The organism is Micromonospora sp. URMC 106 (genome assembly GCF_051386395.1).
Taxonomy (GTDB): domain Bacteria; phylum Actinomycetota; class Actinomycetes; order Mycobacteriales; family Micromonosporaceae; genus Micromonospora.
Map to the genome: position 1 here is coordinate 81,978 of NZ_JBPQTP010000010.1, position 19,198 is coordinate 101,175.

At 77.7% G+C, this 19,198-nt stretch carries 17 protein-coding genes; 8 read left to right on the plus strand and 9 right to left on the minus strand.

Going from position 1 to position 19,198, the window contains the following annotated elements:
* Nucleotides 1–9: 9 nt before the first annotated feature.
* The 7 genes from ACSNOB_RS05530 to ACSNOB_RS05560 all read right to left on the minus strand — a co-directional run bounded on the left by ACSNOB_RS05530 (nucleotide 10) and on the right by ACSNOB_RS05560 (nucleotide 8,519).
* The gene (locus ACSNOB_RS05530) at nucleotides 10–1,161 is read right to left on the minus strand and encodes an alkaline phosphatase family protein (RefSeq protein WP_436685503.1); all 1,152 of its coding nucleotides are present in this window, start codon (nucleotides 1,159–1,161) and stop codon (nucleotides 10–12) included.
* A complete protein-coding gene (locus tag ACSNOB_RS05535; RefSeq protein ID WP_436685505.1) occupies nucleotides 1,158–1,922 on the minus strand; it encodes a methyltransferase domain-containing protein in 765 nt (254 codons plus the stop codon). Before ACSNOB_RS05535 ends, ACSNOB_RS05530 begins: the two co-directional genes overlap by 4 nt.
* A gap of 38 nt (nucleotides 1,923–1,960) precedes the next feature.
* Nucleotides 1,961–2,137 carry a hypothetical protein gene (locus ACSNOB_RS05540; RefSeq protein WP_393103452.1) on the minus strand — a complete coding sequence of 59 codons (177 nt, stop codon included), beginning with the start codon at nucleotides 2,135–2,137 and terminating at the stop codon, nucleotides 1,961–1,963.
* Nucleotides 2,138–2,234: 97 nt separating this feature from the next.
* Nucleotides 2,235–5,600 carry an error-prone DNA polymerase gene (locus ACSNOB_RS05545; protein ID WP_436685507.1) on the minus strand — a complete coding sequence of 1,122 codons (3,366 nt, stop codon included), beginning with the start codon at nucleotides 5,598–5,600 and terminating at the stop codon, nucleotides 2,235–2,237.
* Nucleotides 5,601–5,621: 21 nt separating this feature from the next.
* A complete protein-coding gene (locus ACSNOB_RS05550) occupies nucleotides 5,622–7,181 on the minus strand; it encodes a DNA polymerase Y family protein (protein WP_436685509.1) in 1,560 nt (519 codons plus the stop codon).
* The gene (locus tag ACSNOB_RS05555; protein ID WP_436685510.1) at nucleotides 7,178–7,978 is read right to left on the minus strand and encodes a hypothetical protein; all 801 of its coding nucleotides are present in this window, start codon (nucleotides 7,976–7,978) and stop codon (nucleotides 7,178–7,180) included. The genes ACSNOB_RS05550 and ACSNOB_RS05555 overlap by 4 nt, the downstream gene beginning before the upstream one ends.
* A gap of 91 nt (nucleotides 7,979–8,069) precedes the next feature.
* Nucleotides 8,070–8,519, minus strand: a complete 450-nt coding sequence (locus tag ACSNOB_RS05560; RefSeq protein ID WP_436685512.1) for an SAV_6107 family HEPN domain-containing protein — start codon at nucleotides 8,517–8,519, stop codon at nucleotides 8,070–8,072.
* Between the two features lie 638 nt (nucleotides 8,520–9,157).
* On the opposite strand from ACSNOB_RS05560, the gene ACSNOB_RS05565 reads away from it, so the two are divergent.
* Genes ACSNOB_RS05565 through ACSNOB_RS05590 form a run of 6 tightly spaced genes read left to right on the plus strand, consistent with a single transcriptional unit; the run spans nucleotide 9,158 to nucleotide 14,521 of the window.
* Nucleotides 9,158–9,646 carry a YbaK/EbsC family protein gene (locus tag ACSNOB_RS05565; RefSeq protein WP_393103442.1) on the plus strand — a complete coding sequence of 163 codons (489 nt, stop codon included), beginning with the start codon at nucleotides 9,158–9,160 and terminating at the stop codon, nucleotides 9,644–9,646.
* 43 nt (nucleotides 9,647–9,689) lie between these two features.
* Nucleotides 9,690–10,436, plus strand: coding sequence for a monooxygenase (locus tag ACSNOB_RS05570; protein ID WP_436685514.1), 747 nt, complete (start codon nucleotides 9,690–9,692; stop codon nucleotides 10,434–10,436).
* Nucleotides 10,433–11,011, plus strand: a complete 579-nt coding sequence (locus ACSNOB_RS05575; protein WP_393103438.1) for a GNAT family N-acetyltransferase — start codon at nucleotides 10,433–10,435, stop codon at nucleotides 11,009–11,011. Before ACSNOB_RS05570 ends, ACSNOB_RS05575 begins: the two co-directional genes overlap by 4 nt.
* Nucleotides 11,008–11,898 carry a carotenoid biosynthesis protein gene (locus ACSNOB_RS05580; protein WP_436685516.1) on the plus strand — a complete coding sequence of 297 codons (891 nt, stop codon included), beginning with the start codon at nucleotides 11,008–11,010 and terminating at the stop codon, nucleotides 11,896–11,898. The genes ACSNOB_RS05575 and ACSNOB_RS05580 overlap by 4 nt, the downstream gene beginning before the upstream one ends.
* The gene (locus tag ACSNOB_RS05585) at nucleotides 11,895–13,022 is read left to right on the plus strand and encodes a glycosyltransferase (RefSeq protein ID WP_436685518.1); all 1,128 of its coding nucleotides are present in this window, start codon (nucleotides 11,895–11,897) and stop codon (nucleotides 13,020–13,022) included. The genes ACSNOB_RS05580 and ACSNOB_RS05585 overlap by 4 nt, the downstream gene beginning before the upstream one ends.
* 11 nt (nucleotides 13,023–13,033) lie before the next feature.
* Nucleotides 13,034–14,521 (plus strand): phytoene desaturase family protein, encoded by a 1,488-nt coding sequence (locus ACSNOB_RS05590; RefSeq protein ID WP_436685520.1) that lies wholly within the window; start codon nucleotides 13,034–13,036, stop codon nucleotides 14,519–14,521.
* A gap of 57 nt (nucleotides 14,522–14,578) precedes the next feature.
* Here the strand turns inward: ACSNOB_RS05590 and ACSNOB_RS05595 are convergent, their stop codons facing one another.
* Entirely contained in the window at nucleotides 14,579–15,268 is a 690-nt protein-coding gene (locus ACSNOB_RS05595; protein ID WP_436685522.1) for a CDP-alcohol phosphatidyltransferase family protein, read from the minus strand.
* 44 nt (nucleotides 15,269–15,312) lie between these two features.
* Complete coding sequence (gene metF / locus ACSNOB_RS05600; RefSeq protein ID WP_436685524.1) at nucleotides 15,313–16,230, minus strand: methylenetetrahydrofolate reductase [NAD(P)H]; 918 nt, start codon at nucleotides 16,228–16,230, stop codon at nucleotides 15,313–15,315.
* A gap of 370 nt (nucleotides 16,231–16,600) precedes the next feature.
* Between metF and ACSNOB_RS05605 the strand changes: the two genes are divergently transcribed.
* Nucleotides 16,601–17,971: a helix-turn-helix domain-containing protein gene (locus ACSNOB_RS05605; RefSeq protein ID WP_436685526.1), complete on the plus strand. Its 1,371-nt coding sequence runs from the start codon at nucleotides 16,601–16,603 to the stop codon at nucleotides 17,969–17,971.
* Between the two features lie 24 nt (nucleotides 17,972–17,995).
* Nucleotides 17,996–19,078, plus strand: a complete 1,083-nt coding sequence (locus ACSNOB_RS05610) for a polyprenyl synthetase family protein (RefSeq protein ID WP_436685528.1) — start codon at nucleotides 17,996–17,998, stop codon at nucleotides 19,076–19,078.
* The last annotated feature ends 120 nt before the right edge of the window (nucleotides 19,079–19,198 follow it).

Here is a 19,198-nt window from a genome sequence, read left to right on the forward strand (position 1 = left end):
GCCCGGTCGTCAGCCGCGTACGACCAGCAGCGGGATGGTCATCTCGGCCGCGGTGTCCGCCCCGTGGTACGCGACCAGCCGGGAGACCGTCGGCGGCTCGGAGCGGGAGGCCGTCACCGCGTACGTGGCGTTGCAGACGACCACCACGTCGCCGATGCGGAGCAGGTGCTCCTCCGGCACCGGGCCGAACCAGCCGGAGGCCACCACCTCCTCGCGGGTGCGGACCCGGGCCGCGGGGCCGAGCACCGCCGACCAGGCGGCCACCACGTCGTCCCGGGCGCCGGGCGTGACGTGCAGGTAGCGGACCCGGGGCTCCCCGGCGACCACCGCCACCCCGGCGCGCAGCCGGGGATCGGTGTCCAGGTCGACGCGGTGCGCGGCCGGCACGTCGAGCTGCCCGTGGTCGGCGGTGACCAGCAGCGCGGCGTCGGGCGGCAACCCGTCGACGAGCCGGGTGAGCAGCCGGTCCACCTCGGCCGCGGCGACCCGCCAGGGCGCCGAGTCGACGCCCGTGAGGTGGCCGTGGCGGTCCAGGTCGGGGTGGTAGCCGGAGACCAGGGTGGGCCCCGTCCCGGCGGCCAGGGCGGTGAGCATCCGTTCGGCGAGCGCGTCGACGCCGGCCGCGCCGCGGTAGTCGCCGCCCCGGTTGGCGGCCACCGTCAGCCCGCTGCCGCCGAACTCGGGTCGGCTCACCACCGTTACCGCGACCCCGGCGGCCCGGGCACGTTCGAGCTGGGTACGGACCGGCTGCCAGCGCAGCGGCGCCGGGTCGGCCGCCCACTCGATGTGGTTGAGCACCCGGTCGGTTCCGGGCACCCGCACGGTGAAGCCGAGCACGCCGTGCGCCCCGGACGCGGCGCCGGTACCCAGCGTCACCAGGCTGGTCGGCGTGGTGGACGGGAAACCGGAGGTCAGCGGCCGGCCGACGGTCGCGGCGAGCCCCGCCAGGGTCGGCGCGTACGGCGCGGCGGTCGGGATCTGGTGCCAGCCGAGGCCGTCCACGAGCAGCACCGCCACCCGGCGCACCCCGGCCAGCGCGGGGCCCAGCCCGAGCGGGTCGGTGGCGCCGGGCACGCCGAGCACGGCGAGCGCGCTGGGCAGGACGTCGGCGAGGCTGCCGTCGCCGTAGCGCGGCGCGACGACCGCCAGCGGGTCGGTCACGGGCGACGGGCGAACAGGTGCAACTGGGCCGCGAGGTCCCGCCAGGGGCTTCGCGCCGCGAGCGCCCGTTCCAGCTCCACCAGGGCGGCCGGCTGGCCGTCGGCCACGGCCGCGGGAAGGAGGTCGGCGAGCACGCGTACGCCGTGGATCTCCTCGACCACGAGCCCGGCGGCGCCGAGCAGCGCGGCGGCGCCCTCGGCGTCGTAGCGCCGGCGCAGCGTGTCCCGGGCCCCCGCGCTGCCCGCCGGGTCGGCGGCCAGCGTGGCGGCGACGTCCAGGTGCCCGTTCATCGCCCGGCCGAGCACCGCGGCGGCCCGGCCGGCGACCAGCACGCTCGCGGCGCCGCCCGGGCGCAGCGCGGCGGCCAGCGCGGCCACCACGGGCGCCGGATCGTCGACCACCTCCAGCACGGCGTGGCAGAGCACCAGGTCCACGCCGCCCGGCTCGACCAGCCCGGCGAGCGCGTCGCCGTCGCCCTGCACGGCACGGACCCGCTCGGCGACCCCGGCCTCCGCGGCCCGGCGGGTCAGCGCGGCGAGCGCGTCGGGACTGGCGTCGACCACGGTGACCCGGTGCCCGGCCTGGGCGAGCGGGACGGCGAAGCCGCCGGTGCCGCCGCCGACGTCGAGCACGGTCAGCGCGGTGTCGCCGCGGCGTTCCAGCTCGGCGCGCAGCACCGACCAGATCACGGCGGTACGGGGGGTCAGCGGCGGCCCGGCGAGCCGGCCTGGGGTCTGCTCCACCCGGTCGAGCCTAGTCACCCGGTCCAGCCCCCGACGGGGACCGTCCGGTGCGGCGCTCAGGACTCGCCGGTGGCGCCGTCCTCCTCGGCCCGCGACCGCAGGGCGTTGGCCACCGGGCCCTCGGTGATCTCGTACTCGCGAGGCTCGGTGTGGTGCGTCGGGGTCCATCCGGCGCTGAGCCGGGTCCGCCGGGAGTTGGCCACCCCGCCGCTGTACTCGTGATTCCCCGTCATCGGTTCGTCCCCCTCGTGCTGACGCGGGCCGCTCTGCCCGCGCGAGCAGGAGTCTCCCGCCATCGCGCGCGGAAAACCGTAATGTGGATCACTACCGTCAACGGAAATCGCGCGATGCCGGGCTGACCGGCGGCTCGATGGCGTCCAACCGGTCGGCGGTGAGATTGGTGACTCCCTCGTGCCGCTGCAACCGGCCGCGCACCACCAGCGCCGCGCTGGTGCGGGCGATTCGACGGTAGCGCTGCCAGAGCCCCGGGGAGCACGTGACATTGAGCATGCCCGTCTCGTCCTCCAGGTTGAGGAAGGTGACCCCGCCGGCGGTCGCGGGGCGCTGCCGGTGGGTGACGATCCCGCCGACCCGGATCCGCCGACCCGGCTCCACCCGGCCGAGCCGGGCGATCGGCACCGCCCCGAGGGCGTCGAGCTGCGGGCGGATGAAGCGGGCCGGGTGGCTCTCCGGCGACAGCCCGGTCGCCCACACGTCGGCGACCAGCCGGTCCACCGCCTCCATGCCGGGCAGGGTGGGCGCGGCCGTGCCGGTCACCGTGCCGGGCAGCCGACCCGGCCGGTCCTGGGCCGCCGCGCCGGCCGCCCAGAGGGCCTGCCGCCGGGACAGCCCGAAACAGGCGAAGGCGTCCGCGGTGGCCAGCGCCTCCAGCTGCGCGGCGGTGAGACCCACGCGCCGGGCCAGGTCCGGCATGTCGCGGTACGGCCCGTGCGCCGCCCGCTCCGCCTCGATCCGCTCGGCCACCTCGTCGCCGAGGGTACGCACGCTGGCCAGCCCGAGCCGGACGGCCGGGCCGCCCAGCCCCCAGGCGTGCGGCGGCTCCCCCGGCGCGCTGCCCCACCGGGTCTGCGGGGTGGACTCCAGCACCGCCTTGGCGCCACTGGCGTTGACGTCCGGCCGGCGCACCTGCACCCCGTGCCGGCGGGCGTCGTCGACCAGCGTCTGCGGCGAGTAGAAGCCCATCGGCTGGGCGTTGAGCAGCGCGGCCAGGAACGGCCCCGGGTGGTAGCGCTTGAGCCAGGAACTGGCGTAGACCAGGTAGGCGAAGCTCATCGCGTGGCTCTCCGGGAAGCCGTAGCTGGCGAACGCGGAGAGCTTGCGGTAGACGTCGTCGGCCAGCTCGCCGGTGATGCCCCGCTCGGCCATCCCGGCGTAGAGCCGGTCGGCGATGCGGGCCATCCGCTCGGCGGAGCGCTTGGCGCCCATCGCCCGGCGCAGCTGGTCGGCCTCCGCGGCGTCGAAGCCGGCCAGGTCGATGGCGAGCTGCATCAGCTGCTCCTGGAACAGCGGCACGCCGAGGGTCTTCTCCAGCGCGTTGCGCATCAGCGGGTGGGCGTACTCCACCGGCTCCTGGCCGTTCTTGCGCCGGATGTACGGGTGCACCGAGCCGCCCTGGATCGGGCCGGGCCGGATCAGCGCCACCTCGACCACCAGGTCGTAGAACTCGCGGGGCTTCAGCCGGGGCAGGGTCGCCATCTGGGCGCGGCTCTCCACCTGGAACACCCCCACCGAGTCGGCCCGGCAGAGCATGTCGTAGACCTCGGGGTCGTCCAGCGTCATGCCGCCGAGGTCCAGGCTCATCCCGATCATGTCGTAGCCGTAGTGCAGCGCGGAGAGCATGCCGAGCCCGAGCAGGTCGAACTTGACCAGGCCGACGGCGGCGCAGTCGTCCTTGTCCCACTGGAGCACGCTGCGGCCCGGCATCCGCCCCCACTCCACCGGGCAGACCTCGATCACCGGCCGGTCGCAGATCACCATGCCGCCGGAGTGGATGCCCAGGTGCCGGGGGAAGGTCTGCAACTCGTCGGCGTACGCGACCACCTGCTCGGGAATGTCCGCCACGTCGACCGCGGCGACCGAGCCCCAGCGGTCGATCTGCTTGCTCCAGGCGTCCTGCTGGCCGGGCGAGAAGCCGAACGCCTTGGCCACGTCCCGCACCGCCGAACGGGGCCGGTAGGAGATGACGTTGGCGACCTGGGCGGTGTGCTCCCGGCCGTAGCGGGCGTAGACGTGCTGGATGACCTCCTCCCGACGGTCGGACTCGATGTCCACGTCGATGTCCGGCGGGCCGTCGCGCTCGGGGGCGAGGAAACGCTCGAAGAGCAGCCGGTGCCGGACCGCGTCCACGTTGGTGATCCGCAGCGCGTAGCAGACCGCCGAGTTGGCCGCCGAGCCCCGGCCCTGGCAGTAGATGTCCTGCTCGCGGCAGAACGCGACGATGTCGTAGACCACCAGGAAGTAGCCGGGGAAGCCCAGCTCCTCGATCATGTTCAGCTCGTGGTCGAGCTGTGCGTACGCCCTCGGGTGCGCCTCGCGGGGGCCGTAGCGCTCCCGCGCGCCCCGCTCGGTCAGGTGGCGCAGCCAGCTCATCTCGGTGTGCCCCGGCGGCACCGGGTACGCCGGCAGCCGCGGCGCGACGAGCTGGAGGTCGAAGGCGAGCTCGGCGCCGAACTCGGCGGCCCGCGCCACCGCGCCCGGGTACGCGGCGAACCGGGCCGCCATCTCGGCCCCGCTACGCAGGTGGGCGGTGCCGGCCGCGGGCAGCCAGCCGTCGATCTCGTCCAGGCTGCGCCGGGCCCGTACGGCGGCGACCGTGGTGGCCAGCCGGCGCCGGCCCGGGGTGGCGTAGTGCACGTTGTTGGTGGCCACCGTGGGCAGCCCGGCGGACGCGGCCAGCTCGGCGAGCGCGTCGTTGCGGTCGGCGTCGACCGGATGACCGTGGTCGGTCAGCTCCACCGCCACCGTCTCCGCGCCGAACAGGGCGGTCAGCCGGTCCAGCTCGCGGGCCGCCGCGGCCACCCCCTCGGTGAGCAGCGCCGCCGGCACGTGCCCCTTGCGGCAGCCGGTGAGCACCAGCACGTGGTCGCGCAGCTCGGCGGCGACCTCCTCCAGCTCGCCGTAGACCGGGCGGCCCTTCTCCCCGCCGCGCAACTGGGCGCGGGCGATCGTCGAGGCGAGCCGGGCGTACCCCTCGTGGCCGTGGGCGAGCAGCAGCAGGTGCCGCCCGAGCGGGTCGGGCTCGCCGTTCTGCGGGCCGGGCAGGCCCAGCGAGAGCTCGGCGCCGAAGATCGTCGGCAGGTGCAGCGCGCGGGCCGCCTCGGCGAAGCGCACCACCCCGTAGAAGCCGTCGTGGTCGGTGACGGCGAGCGCGGTGAGGCCCAGCCGGGCGGCCTCCTCCGCCAGCTCCTCGGGATGGCTGGCGCCGTCGAGGAAGCTGAAGTTGGTGTGCGCGTGCAACTCGGCGTAGGGCACCGCGTCGTCGGGACGGGCCAGCTCCGGCGGCGCGTACTCCTGCCGCTTGCGGCTCCACGCCGGGGAGTCGCCGCCGTCGGCGTCGACCGCGAGCGGGTCCACCACGTGCAGGTGCCGCTCACCCCTGGGACGCCCGACGTCGGACCGCCCGGAGAGCACCTGCTCCAGCTCCGACCAGGGCATCTTCGGGTTGTGGAAGCTCACCGGCCCACCACCCGGCGGCGGTCAGTCATAGATCGCCTCCACCAGCCACCGGCCGCCCTCGACCGCGAGCAGCAGGGCCGCGCCGTCGGCCAGGCAGACCTGGAACCGGGCCCGGCGGCGAGCCTCGGCCGGCGCCCACCAGCGCTCGTCCACCGGCCACGGACCGGCCCAGCCGACGATCTCGGCCGGCCGGGCGGTGCCCACGGCCAGCCGGGCCGGCGCGGCGCTGACCTGGAGCCGCGCGCTGACCACGACCGGCTCGCCGGCCGCGTCGTGCACGGTCGCGGCGAGCGGGTCGGGCAGCACCACGGCCGGCGCCGGTGGCGGCAGCCGGCCCGGCCACGGCGGCTCACCCGGGCGGGCCGGCAGGCGTTCGTCCCCCCACGGCACCAGGCGCACCTGGTCGGCGGGCGAACGCCCGCCGCCGAGCACCGCGGTGACCACCGCCTCGGGGCCGAGGATGCCCTGCACCCGGCTCAGCGCCCGGTACGCCCGCTCCCGCTCCTCGCCGGCCTCCCCCCACAGGCCGGGTTGCAGGCCGGCCTGGGCGAGCACCCCGTCGGGGACCAGCCGCAGCCGGATGATGCCCGCCGTCGGGCGGGCCGGGCGGGCGCCACCCCGGCCGCCGCCGGACAGCCAGCCGTCGAGCTGCCAGCGCACCCGGTCGGCGATGGCTGCCGCGGTGAGCAGCCCGTCGTGCCGCCAGACCCGGTGCAGCTCCTGGCCGTGCGCGGTGACCGCCTCGATGCCGAGGCGGGTGCAGGCCAGCCCGTGCGCGGCGAGCCGGTCGTGCAGCCGCTCGGCCAGCGCCCGGGCGGCGAAGGCCGCCGCGTCGACCCGGTCGAGCGGCTCGTCGTGGTCGGCGGTGACCGCGAGGTCGGCCGGGGGCTGCCGGACGGCGAGCGGGCGGTGGTCCCGCCCGGCCGCCAGCCGGTGGGCCAGCGCGCCGTCGAACCCGAACCGGGCCAGCACGTCGCCGGCGGGCAGCGCGGCGAAGTCACCCAGGGTGCGTACGCCGAGCCGGCGCAGCAGGTCGGTCAGGGCCGGCCGGCCGAGCGCCTCGACCGGCAGGTCGGCCAGGAACCGCGGGGTCTCCCCGGGCGGAACGACCTGCCCGGCGCGGGCGGCCAACCCGGCGGCGAACACCCCGTCGGCGATGCCGACCTGGCTCTCCACCGCGCAGGCCTGCGCGACGTGCTCGACGATCCGCTCGGCCGCCGCCTCCTCGCCCCCGAGGTAGCGGCTCGGGCCCCGGGCCGCCACCGCGCACGCGCCGGGACGCACCACCTCGACGCCCGCGACCAGTTCCTCGACCGCGGCGACCACCGGCTCGAACGCCCGGGTGTCCCGTCCCGGGTCGTACTCGACGACGGTGAGCTGCGGGCAGCGCCCCTGCGCCTCCCGCTTGCGCAGCCCCCGGCGCACCCCCTCGGCGCGGGCCCGCTCCGAGCAGGCGACCACCCGGTTGGCGTGCAGCACGGCGACCGGGCCCGTGGCGGGCACCCCGTCGACGATCTCGGCGGCGAGCACCGGCCAGTCCGGGCACCAGAGCAGCAGGGTCCGCACCGGCGCACCGGTCATGCCGGACCGACCAGGGTGAGCGCGCCGCGACGGGAGGTGCCGGCGGACGCGGAGGCGGCCACGGCAACCGGGCGGGGCCGGCCGGCGACCGACCGGCCGGTGACGGAACCGGCGACAGCTCCGGGGGCCGGACGGGGAATGACCCGGGTGAGCCCGTCCCCGGGGAGCCAGACCTTGATCTCCTTGGGGCGGGCGGCGGCCCCGCGCCCGCGCGCCGAGACGGTGACCTCGCGGCGGCGCAGCCGGCCCCGCCCCGGCCCGAGCCCCTCCCAGGCGCCCCGGACCACCTGGAGGGTCACGTCCGCGCCGTCCCACCGCCCGTACGGGACGAGGACGCTGCCCCGCTGCCGGGCGCGGGCCGCCAGCCGGTTGGCGACCGAGGCGGAGACCGTCGCCGGCACGGCGGTGACCACGACGTCCACCCCGTCGATCAGCGCGGCGATGACGGTGGCCCACTCCGGACCCGGGTGGGGCACCAGGGCGAGCCGGTCCAGGGCGATGCCGAGCTCGGCGGCCGCACCCGCCCCGAACGTCGGCACCCCCACCACGGCGCACCACGAGCCGGCCCGGGACGCCTCGGCGAGCAGCGCCAGGACCAGCGACGTGCCGCCGCTGCGGCGGGGTTGACCGGTGGCGACCGCGATCGTGCTGCCGCGCCGCAGCCCTCGGTTGGGCAGCAGCCCGGTCAGCTCCGGGGCCACCGGCAGCACCCGGTGACCGCCTGCCGGGTCCGGCGCGCTCGCCGGACGCACCAGCGCGGCCAGTGCGGCGGAACCGACCACCATCCGGCCCGCCATCGGACCTACCCCCCGTCGTGCTGTCGATCGGATGTGCGCGTGACGCCCCGGCCGCCCGGCTCCCCCCGCTGGGCGGCCGGGGCGTCACGGGTCAGGCGGCGAGGCCGTCGAGCGCCGGTTGGTGGGTCACGCCGAGCGCGGTCTCCACCACCGTGACGAACTGTTCGGCGGCGCGCAGCAGGTCGTCGGCCTCGCGGGCGGTCACGACCCGCGGGATGCCGGCCTCGGCGGCGGCGCGCTTGCCGGCGCCGAGGGCGAAGAACCGGGCCCACTCGTCGAGCTCGGGGGCGACACCCGAGAGCAGGACCCAGACGCTGGTGATCCGGTTGCGCCGGGCGGGAGCGGGACGCGCCCGGGCGGCGAGCAGGGCCGCCGCCGCGCGCAGCGCGGCCAGGTGGGCGGCCGCGTAGCGGAGGCCGTCGGGGCGGGTCTGGGCGGCCTCGGCCAGGCCGTGGCGGGCCACCGCGAGAAGCTGGGCGGGGGTGCGGTGCGGCAGCACGTGCGCCGGCACCGTCGGTGCCTGAGCCGGGTTGGTCGGCATGGGACTGTCTCCTCCACGTGGCCGAGGCGCCGCCCCCGGGGCGGACCTGGTCCGCCGGCGGGACGCCGGGTCGAGTGGTGCGGAGGAAGACGCACCGGGTGGGGCCGGCCGGGTGTGGACGCTTCCCCACACCACACCCGGCCGGCGCAACCGGCGGGTTCGTGGCCCGCCGCCCGGGGGTCGTGGGCGGCGGGCGACGCTCCTGCCTGACGGGCCCGGGCTCGCGACTGCCCGTGACCCAGGTGCGGCCCGCGGAGCCGCACCGCCCGGGGCCGGCGCCGCGAAACACCGCCCGGGATGTTGGAACGGGCGTTCGATGCAATCGAACACTCGTTCTAACTACTGCTGACAGTACACCCTCCCTCCGACGAAAATGCAACGTGTGGCGCGCGGGACGTCGCACCGGTGCCCGCCCCGGCACCGGCCTGCTCACGCCGTCGCCGTCCCGCACCGAACCGACCGGCCGACCGCGCGGGCCCGACCCGGAGCGGTCGCACCTCGGGCGGCCCGGCGTGGCCGGGCGAGCCGACGTGGCCGGGCGGGCGTCCGGCGTGGCCGGGCGGGCGTCCGGCGTGGCCGGGCGGGCGTCCGGCGTGGCCGGGCGGGCCGGCGGCGGGCGTACCGGGAAGAATGGCGGCATGCAGCCACACCCGAACGTACGGGCGGTGCAGGACGTGCTCGACGCCGCGGGCGCGCGGGACGGGTCCGGCGCGCCGAGCGCCGTCCGCCTGCTGCCCGACGCGGTCCACACCGCCGCGGCCGCCGCCGAGTCGCTCGGCGTCGGGGTCGGCCAGATCGCCAACTCGCTCGTCTTCGAGGCGGACGGCGCGCCGCTGCTGGTGCTCACCTCCGGCGCGCACCGGGTGGACACCGCCGGCCTGGCCGCGTCCATCGGGGTCACCCGGCTGCGCCGGGCCACCCCCGACTTCGTCCGCGCGCACACCGGGCAGGTGATCGGCGGGGTCGCCCCGGTCGGCCACCCGCGCCCGCTGCGCACCCTGGTCGACACCGCCCTCGAGCGGTACGACGAGATCTGGGCGGCCGGCGGCGTGCCGCAGGCGGTCTTCCCCACCACGTACCGGGAACTGCTGCGGGTCACCGGCGGCACCCCGGCCGACGTGGCGTGAGCGGGCTGAGCGGGCGGACCGTCGGGCTCGGCGGCGGGGCGGCGTGAGCGGGACCGACGGCGCCCCGGAGCTGGTCACCCTGCACGTGTGGCGCACCTCCCGCGCCGCGCTGCCCCGGGCGCTGACCCGGATGGCGGCCGACCCCCGCCGGCTGCGCGCGCTGCCCGGCGTACGGTTCGGCAAGCTGCTCGGCACCGGGACCGGCACCGGGTTCGGGCCGGGCGACGCCGACCTGACCCGGTGGGCGGCGCTGACCGCGTGGGACTCCCCCGCCGCGGCGGCCGGCTTCGACGACTCGCCGGTGGGACGCGGCTGGGCGCGGATCGCCCGCGCGGCCGTCCGGGTCGACCTGCGCCCGCTGAGCAGCCGGGGCGAGTGGTCGGGCCGCCGGCCGTTCGGCGAGCCGCCCGGCGGCCGGGTCACCGGCCCGGTGCTGGCCCTGACCCGGGCCCGGCTGCGCCCCCGGCGGGCGGCCACCTTCTGGCGGGCGGTTCCCCCGGTCGCCGCCGCGCTGCACGCCGCGCCCGGTCTGCTGGCCCGGTTCGGCGTCGGCGAGGCCCCGCTGGGCTGGCAGGGCACGGTGAGCGTGTGGCGTGCCCCGGCGGACCTCGTGGCGTTCGCGTACCGTCACCCGGAGCACCGCGCCGCGATCATGCGGACCCCCACGGAGGGGTGGTACGCGGAGGAGCTCTTCGCGCGGTTCGAGGTGCGCGACGTGGTCGGTGACCGGGCGGTGCTGGGGTGGGTCGCGGACGGCGGCCCGGGAACGGCGGAGGGTGCACGGGCATGAGGTTGGTGCGGTGGACGCCGGACGATCTCGTCCGACGGCTGGACGACGTGGTGGCCGTCTACGGCGAGGCGATGGGGTACCGCACCGACCTGCTGGAGGCGCGGCGCGGCTACATCGCCACCCACGTACGCCGGCCCGGCTTCCGCGCCGTCGCCAGCCTGACCAGCGAGGGTCACCTGGCCGGCTTCGGCTACGGCTACCTCGGCGCCCCGGGGCAGTGGTGGCACGACCAGGTGTGGCGGGCGCTGGACACGCCCGCCCGGCAGCGCTGGCTGACCCACTGCTTCGAGGTGGTCGAGCTGCACGTCCGACCGCCCGCGCAGGGGCACGGCCTGGGCGCGGGGCAGCTGCGGGCCCTGCTCACCATGGCGGAGGGGACGACCACCCTGCTGTCCACCCCGGAGGCCGACGAGCAGCGGTCCCGGGCCTGGCGGCTGTACCGCCGGTTCGGCTTCGTCGACGTCCTGCGCCACTTCCACTTCCCCGGTGACGAGCGCCCGTTCGGCGTGCTCGGCCGGGACCTGCCGCTGGAGCCGCCGACGTCCGCCCCGCGCGGCCGGGCCGCCGCGCCGTGACCCGACGGCTGTCCTGGACGCTGCTGGCCGTGCTGGTGCTGGCGCAGATCTGCTACCCGCTGAGCGCCGGGCAGACCCGGGCCCGGCTGACCGTCGCCACCGTCGTGCTCGGCTACCTGCTCTCGGTGAGCCACGCGCTGCTCAGCCGGGGCCCGCGTACGGCGGCGGCGCTGGTCGCGGTGGCCACGGTCGGCGGGTTCGCCATCGAGGCGCTCGGCGTGGCGACCGGCTTCCCCTTCGGCAGCTACGACTACTCGGGCGAACTGGGACCGAAGCTGGCCGGGGTGCCGCTGATCATCCCGCTGGCCTGGACCTGGATGGCCTGGCCGGCCTGGCTGGCCGCCACCCGGCTGACCGGCGGCGGGCCGCTGGGGGCCGGCGGCACCCCCGACAGCGGGCCGGGCGTCGGCAGCGACGCCGGTGGTCGGCGGGGGACCCGGTTCCCCGGCCGGCGGGTCGCGCTGGCCGCCGTCGGGCTGGCCGCCTGGGACCTCTTCCTCGACCCCCAGATGGTCGCCGAGGGCTACTGGGTCTGGCGGGACGCCACCCCCGCCCTGCCGGGGCTGCCCGGCATCCCGGTGAGCAACTACCTGGGCTGGCTGCTCTTCGCGGTGCTGATGATGGGCGCGCTGCGCCCGCTGGCCGGGCCCGCCGTCGGCGGCACCGACGAGCGGGACGACCCGATGTTCGCGCTCTGGCTGTGGACGTACTTCTCCAGCGTGCTGGCCCACGCGGTCTTCCTCGACCTGCCCGCCTCGGCGCTGTGGGGGGCCGCCGGCATGTCGGTGGCCGCCGTGCCGCTGGCGGTCACGCTGGTCCGCGCCCGCCGCGACGAGGGGCGCGAGCCGCGCCGACCGCAGCGCCCCGGCGTCGACGCGGCGGCATGACCGCCGTCCTCGCGCTGCTGGCCGGCGTGGCCGCGCTGACCGCGCACACCCTGGTCAACGCCGGCCGCTGGCTGCGCCGCCCGGCGGACCGGCCGGCGCCGGTCACCGAGACCGTGGCGGTGCTGCTGCCGCTGCGCGACGAGGCCACCCGGGTCACCCCCTGCCTGCGCGCGCTGCTCGCCCAGCGGGGCGTGCCGGGGCTGCGGGTCGTGGTGCTCGACGACGGGTCGACCGACGGCACGGCTGACGTGGTCCGCGCGGTCGCCGGCGACGACCCCCGGGTCACCCTGCTCGACGGGGTCGCCCCGCCGCCGGGCTGGCTGGGCAAGCCGCACGCCTGCTGGCAGTTGGCCACCCGGGCCGACCCCGCGGCGACCGCGCTGGTCTTCGTCGACGCCGACGTGGTGCTCGCCCCGGACGCGGTCGCGGCGGCGGTCACCGAGCTGCGCGCCGCGCGGGTGACGCTGCTGTCGCCGTACCCCCGGATCGTGGTGGCGACGGCGGCCGACCGGCTGGTCCAGCCGCTGTTGCAGTGGCTGTGGCTGACCTTCCTGCCGCTGCGGGCGATGGAGCGCTCGCCGCGGCCGTCGCTGGCCGCCGCCGGCGGGCAGTTCCTGGTGGTGGACCGGGCCGGCTACGACGCCGCCGGCGGGCACGCCGCGGTGGCCGAGAAGGTCCTGGAGGACATCGAGCTGGCCCGCGCGGTCAAGCGGGCCGGCGGCCGGATCGCCCTCGCCGACGGCTCGCGGCTGGCCGCCTGCCGGATGTACGAGGACTGGCCGCAGCTGCGCGACGGCTACTCGAAGTCGCTCTGGGCGACCTTCGGCCACCCCGCAGCCGCGGCCGCCGTGCTGGCCGTGCTGCTCCTGCTCTACACCGCTCCCCCGCTGCTGGCGGTCGTCGCCCTGGCCGCCGGCGCGCCGGCGGTGACCGCCGCGGCTCTCGCCGCCTACCTGCTCGGCGTCGCCGGACGGGTGGTCAGCGCCCGGGCGACCGGCGGCCGGTGGTGGCCCGACGCGCTGGCACACCCCGTGTCGGTCGTGGTCCTCGGTTGGCTGACCCTCCGGTCGTACCATCTGCGGAAGCGGCGTCGCCTCTCCTGGCGCGGCCGCCCCGTCAGCTAGGGAGGCGCGGCATGGCGCGGATCGTGGTCGTCGGCGCCGGGGTGGGCGGGCTGGCCACCGCCGCCCGGCTGGCCGCCACCGGGCACCAGGTCACCGTGCTCGAACGGGCGGACACGGTGGGCGGCAAGCTCGGCCGGTACGTCCACGACACCCCCGACGGCCCGTTCCACTTCGACACCGGGCCGAGCCTGCTCACCCTGCCCGACGTCTTCCACGACCTGTTCGAGGCGACCGGCGCGAAGCTCGACGAGTACCTGGACCTGGCGCCGGTGGACCCGATCGTGCGGCACGTCTTCCCCGGCGGCGGCCCGGCCCTCGACTCGTGCGCCGACCCGGCCGAGTTCGCCGCCCGGATCGGCGCGGCCTTCGGCGACCGGGCCACGGCGGACTGGCAGCGGCTGTGGCGCCGGGCCGCGCGGGTGTGGCAGGCCTCGCACCGGGACATCCTGCGCCGCCCGATCGACTCCCCGCTGGACCTGGCCGCGCTGGCCTGGCGGCTGGGCGACCTGGCCGCGATCGGCCCCGGCCGGACGCTGCGCGGGCTGGGCCGGCGGCACCTGTCCGACCCCCGGCTGCGGATGCTGCTGGAGCGGTACGCCACCTACACCGGGGCCGACCCGCGCCGGGCGCCGGCCGCGCTGGTCGCCGTGCCGTACGCCGAGCTGACCTTCGGCGGCTGGTACCTGCGCGGCGGGCTGGGCACGCTCGCCGACGCGCTGCTGACCCGCTGCCTGGACCTCGGCGTGGTCGTGCAGACCGGCGCCACGGTCACCCGCATCGACGCCGCGGGCGGCCGGGTGCACGGCGTACGCCTGCGCGGCGTCACCGCACCGGTCCCCGCCGACGTGGTGGTGGCCAACGTCGACGCGCTCACCCTCTACCGGGACCTGCTGCCCGACCCGCGCCGGCTGACCGGGCTGGCCGACCGCAGCCTGGCCGGCTTCGTGCTGCTGCTCGGCGTCACCGGGAGCTCCGGGTTGGCCCACCACAACGTGTTCTTCCCCCGCGACTACGACGCCGAGTTCGACGCGGTCTTCGGCCACCCGGGGCGCGGCGTGCGGGCCCGCCCGGCGGCGGACCCCACCGTCTTCGTCACCGTGGCCGACGACCCGATGGTCCGGCCGGCCGGCCACGAGGCGTGGTTCGTGCTGGTCAACGCCCCCCGGCACGGCACCGCCACCGGCGCGGTCGACTGGCGCCGGCCGGGCCTCGCCGGGGCGTACGCGGACCGGGTCCTCGACGTGCTGGCCGAGCGCGGCGTCGACGTGCGGGACCGGCTGGTGTTCCGGGAGGTCCGCACCCCCGCCGACCTGGACGCCGCGACCGGCGCGCCCGGCGGGTCGATCTACGGCACCGCCGGCGGCCTGCTCCGCCCCGCGAACCGGGGCCCGGCGCACGGGCTGTGGCTGGTCGGCGGCTCCAGCCACCCGGGCGGCGGCCTGCCGATGGTGACGCTCTCCGCCCAGATCGTCGCCGACGAGATCGGCCCCGCCTGGTAGGGCGTGCGGCACCCGGTCAGCGCCTCGGGTGGGGCCATCCCGACACCCGCCGGCCGGTCAGCCGGCGTCGATCAGGGCGCGGCGGACGGCGGAGAGGAGCTGGCCCAGCCCGAAGCCGGCCAGCAGCACCCAGACGGCGGTCGCCATGGTGATGGTGCCGGCGGCCAGGTCCGGCTCGATCAGCCCGGTCAGCCCCGCCAGCAGCAGCCCGGCCAGGGCGACCGAGACCCGGGTGGGGCGCTCCCCCACGGTCACCGCGCCGATCTCCCGCATGCCGGCGGAGACCGCCCGGGCGCGGACGTACTCGTGCAGCCAGGAGAGCGCGCCGGCGGTCGCGACGAGCGCCCCGGGCGCCCCGACCAGCCAGAACGCGACCAGCCAGGCGGCCTCGCCGAGCCGGTCGGCGAGCGAGTCGTAGACGTAGCCGAGCCGGGTGGTCCGGTTCGTGGCCACCGCCACCGCGCCGTCGACGCTGTCCGCCACCGCGGCGAGCAGCACGAACAGCGCCCCGAGGAAGGGGCCGTCCTGCGGCCGTACGGCGAGCAGCGGCACGCAGGCGCAGAGCAGCACGCCGACCACGGTGACCGGGGTCGGGCCGACCCGCAGCCGGCCCAGCACGAACCCGACGTGGTAGGCGAACCGCAGCCAGGCGCGGACGACCGGGGCCGCCGCCCGGGGGTCGAAGCCCCCGTGCAGGCGCGCCCACGCCGTGGCGTACTCGTCCCAGTTCAGCTGTGTGCCCACCACGGATCAACCGTTGCGGCGGCGCTCAGGTGTCGCGGCACGTACGGTCACACCCGCGCGCCGACCTGGAGGTTCTGCCAGACCTCGCGGGTGGCGGTGGAGCGGTTGAGGGTGATGAAGTGGATGCCGGGCACGCCCTCGTCGAGCAGCCGCCGGCACATCTCGCTGGCCTGCTCGATGCCGAGCCGGCGCACCGCCTCGGGGTCGTCGGCGATCTTCGAGAACCGCTCGGCCAGGGCCGGCGGGAAAGGCGCCCCGGAAAGCTGCACGGAGCGCTCGATCGTGCCGATCTGGGTCACCGGCATCACGCCGGCCAGGATCGGGGTGTCGCAGCCGGCGGCGGCGACCCGGTCGCGCAGCCGCAGGTAGTCGTCGGCGTCGAAGAACATCTGGGTGATCGCGAACTCGGCGCCGGCCCGGCACTTGCGCACGAAGTGCTCCGTGTCGCTGGCCACGTCGGGCGAGCGCGGGTGCTTGTACGGAAACGCCGCCACCCCGACGCTGAAGTCGCCGGCGTCGCGGACCAGCCGGACCAGGTCCTCCGCGTAGAGCACGCCCTCGGGGTGGCGGACCCACTCGCCGCCCGGGTTGCCCGGCGGGTCGCCCCGCACGGCGAGCACGTTGCGCACCCCGACCCCGGCGAGCCGGCCGATGACGTGGCGCAGCTCGGCGACGGAGTGGTTGACCGCGGTCAGGTGGGCCATCGGCAGCAGGGTGGTCTCGGTGGCGATCCGCTCGGTGACCGCGACCGTGGTGTCGCGGGTCGACCCGCCCGCGCCGTAGGTGATCGAGACGAACGAGGGCCGCAGCGACTCCAGCTCGCGGATGGCCTGCCACAGCAGCCGCTCGCCCTGCTCCGTCTTGGGCGGGAAGAACTCGAACGAGAAGGTCGGCTGGTGGTCACGGATCAGCTCCCCGATCGCCGGCTGCGGGTTGGGGAGGACCGAGGGAAGACCGAGCGCCACCCCACGACTCTAGCGGGCGGGGCACCCCGCGCCGGGGACCTTCCCACAGCGGGGGACACGGGCCGCGCGGGCCGGCCCGCGCGCCGGTCGCCGGGACTCGACCGGCCCGCCGGCCGGCGCCCGCCCCTACGGCGCCCGCCGGCGGCCCCGCACCGGCTCGCGGGCGGGTCGCCGGCCCCAGGCGTACGCCGGGTCGCCCGGCCGGGGCCGGAAAGCGTCGTACCCCCGGGGTAGTCATGGTGCAGCGCGGGGCGGGCCGGCCGGAGGTCGGCCCCGGCGGGGGCACGCGCGGGGGTCAGCATCCACCGGTGGCGCACCGGTCCGTCCGGGGCCTGCGCCGCCGTCCACGCCGACGCCCGCCGGAGGACCGATGACGCCGCCCCCGCCCGGCCCGCAGCTGCTCGGGCCGCTGCTCGCCCAGCTCCGGCTGGCCCGCGGCTGGAGCCAGCTGCGGCTCGCGGCCGAGCTCTGCCACGCCTCCGGGGTGCCGACGCTGAGCCGGCACGAAGTCTCCCGGTGGGAGCGACAGCTACGCGTTCCCGGCGAGTTCTGGCTCGGCTGGCTCGCCGTCGTCCTCGCGGTGCCGGCCGACGTGCTGGCCGACGCCGCGGCCCGCACCCGGCGCCTCGGCCCGCCGCCGTCCTTCGGCGGATCCCGGTCCCGGGCGGCGCTGCTCGCCCTGGCCCAGCGCTGGCTGGTCGACCCGCGCGCCGCGCTGCTGCCGGGCACGCCCACCCGACCGGCCGACGAGCATGCCGGCGCGTCGGCGGCCGGACGACCCGGGTCCCGCCCCGCCGGGCCGGTGCGGCTGGCGGAGCTGCGCCGGCTGGACGACCTCGCCGGCGGGGCCGACCTGGCCGGGCTCGGGGCGTACCGGCTGGGGCGGGCGGTGCGGGCGCTGGCCGGGTGCGGGCCGGCCGCGCGCCGCCGGCTGCTGCCCGAGCTGGCCGAGTCGGCCCAGCTCGCCGGCTGGCTCGCCGCCGACGCGGGGGACGCGGCCGGCGCGCTCGACGCCTACCGGTTGGCGCTGCGCGCCGCCGCGACCGCCGGTGACCCGGCGTTCGCCGGACACGTGCTCGGCTCGGCCAGCCACCTGCTCGCCGGCGCCGGCGACCCGGAGGGCGCGCTGGTGCTGGCCCGCACGGCGTACGCCGGGGCCCGGCGATGGGCCACCCCCGGCCTGCGCGCCCTGCTGCTGCACCGGGTGGCGCTGGCCGCGGCGCTCGGTGGTCGGGCCGGGGCGGCCCGGCAGGCGCTCGGTGCGGCTCGCCACGCGACCGGCGCGCCGGACCCCGGCCGGGAGCCGCCGTGGCTCTACTGGCTCGACGGGCCGGAGCTGGCGGCGATGACCGGGCGCGCGCTGGTCGCGCTGGGCCGGCCACGCCCGGCCGAGGCGCCGCTGCACGCCGTCCGGCAGCGTGGCCGTCCCCGCACCTCGGCGATCTACGGCGGCTGGCTGGCCCGGTGCTACCTCCAGCTCGGCGAGGTGGAGCGGGCCTGCGCGGTGGCCGGCGAGGCGCTGCTCGACGCCGTCCGCGCCGGGTCGCCCCGGGCGCTGGAGCACCTGGCCGAGGTGCGCCGGCGGCTGGCCGGGCACGGCGACCGGCCGGCCGGCCGGCGGTACCGGGCGCTGGTCGCGGCCGCCGGCCCGTACCTGCCCCGCCCGGGGCCCGCCCCGGCCGGCCGACGGGCTCCGGGGACCCGCGCGGCGCGTCGGGCCCCCGGTGCTGCGGCGGGGTAGCCCCCGACCGGCTAGCGTCGTGGCGTGACCCACGCTGCTCCCGTTTCCCCGGTCGACCGTGCCGGGCTGCGTCAACGGATCGACAAGGCCCTGGTCGAGTTCCTGGCCACCCAGCGCACCTGGATGACCCGTGTCGACGACGCCCTGGTGCCGGTCGCCGAGGCGATCGAGGCGTTCGTGCTGGGCGGCGGCAAACGGCTGCGGCCGGCGTTCGCCTACTGGGGCTTCCGGGGCGCCGGCGGCGTCGACTCCGACCAGGTGGTGACCGCCCTGGCGTCGCTGGAGTTCGTGCAGGCCAGCGCGCTGATCCACGACGACCTGATGGACCGCTCCGACACCCGGCGCGGGGAGCCGGCGGTGCACCGCCGGTTCGCGGCCCGGCACCGGGCGGCCGGCTGGGGCGGTGACGCGAACGGCTTCGGCGACGCCGCCGCGATCCTGCTGGGCGATCTCTGCCTGGTCTGGTCGGACGAGTTGCTGCACTCCTGCGGGCTGGACCCGCGGACGGTCGCCCGGGCCCGGCCGGTCTTCGACGAGATGCGCACCGAGGTCACCGTCGGCCAGTACCTCGACGTGCTGACCCAGGCCACCGGCGACACCTCGCTGGAGCGGGCCGGCAAGGTCGCCCGCTACAAGTCGGCGAAGTACACGGTCGAGCGGCCGGTGCTGCTCGGCGCCGCGCTGGCCGACGCGCCGGCCGAGGTCCGGGCGGCGTACTCCGCGTACGGGCTGCCGTTGGGCGAGGCGTTCCAGCTCCGCGACGACGTGCTGGGTGTGTTCGGCGACCCGGCGCAGACCGGCAAGCCGGCCGGCGACGACCTGCGCGAGGGCAAGCGGACCTATCTGGTGGCGGCGGCCCTGGAGACGACCGACGAGGCCGGGCGCGAGCTGCTGCTCGGCGGGCTCGGCGACCCCGGGCTGGACGAGGCCGGGGTCGCCCGGCTGCGGGAGATGATCAGCGACAGCGGCGCGCTGGCGCGTACCGAGCAGCGGATCGTCACGCTGACCGACACCGCGCTGGCCGCGCTGGCCACGGTCGACCTGGACACCGAGGCCCGGCAGGCCCTGGTCGACCTGGCCATCGCCGCCACCCGTCGCGCCGACTGACCGCGCCCACGCCCACGCCCACGCCCACGCCCACGCGATCTTGCACTTCCGGCCCGCGCTTCGCCACCCGCGTCCCGGTATGTCCGGGCACAAAGTGCAAGATCGCGGGGACGACGAGGG

Excerpts from the sequence above, each read along its gene's own strand:
- ACSNOB_RS05605 (WP_436685526.1), top strand. The coding sequence starts at position 16,601 with ATGACGCCGCCCCCGCCCGGCCCGCAGCTGCTCGGGCCGCTGCTCGCC.
- ACSNOB_RS05585 (WP_436685518.1), top strand. The coding sequence starts at position 11,895 with ATGACCGCCGTCCTCGCGCTGCTGGCCGGCGTGGCCGCGCTGACCGCG.
- ACSNOB_RS05590 (WP_436685520.1), top strand. The coding sequence starts at position 13,034 with ATGGCGCGGATCGTGGTCGTCGGCGCCGGGGTGGGCGGGCTGGCCACC.
- ACSNOB_RS05560 (WP_436685512.1), bottom strand. The coding sequence starts at position 8,519 with ATGCCGACCAACCCGGCTCAGGCACCGACGGTGCCGGCGCACGTGCTG.
- ACSNOB_RS05550 (WP_436685509.1), bottom strand. The coding sequence starts at position 7,181 with ATGACCGGTGCGCCGGTGCGGACCCTGCTGCTCTGGTGCCCGGACTGG.
- ACSNOB_RS05565 (WP_393103442.1), top strand. The coding sequence starts at position 9,158 with ATGCAGCCACACCCGAACGTACGGGCGGTGCAGGACGTGCTCGACGCC.
- ACSNOB_RS05555 (WP_436685510.1), bottom strand. The coding sequence starts at position 7,978 with ATGGCGGGCCGGATGGTGGTCGGTTCCGCCGCACTGGCCGCGCTGGTG.
- ACSNOB_RS05540 (WP_393103452.1), bottom strand. The coding sequence starts at position 2,137 with ATGACGGGGAATCACGAGTACAGCGGCGGGGTGGCCAACTCCCGGCGG.
- ACSNOB_RS05575 (WP_393103438.1), top strand. The coding sequence starts at position 10,433 with ATGAGGTTGGTGCGGTGGACGCCGGACGATCTCGTCCGACGGCTGGAC.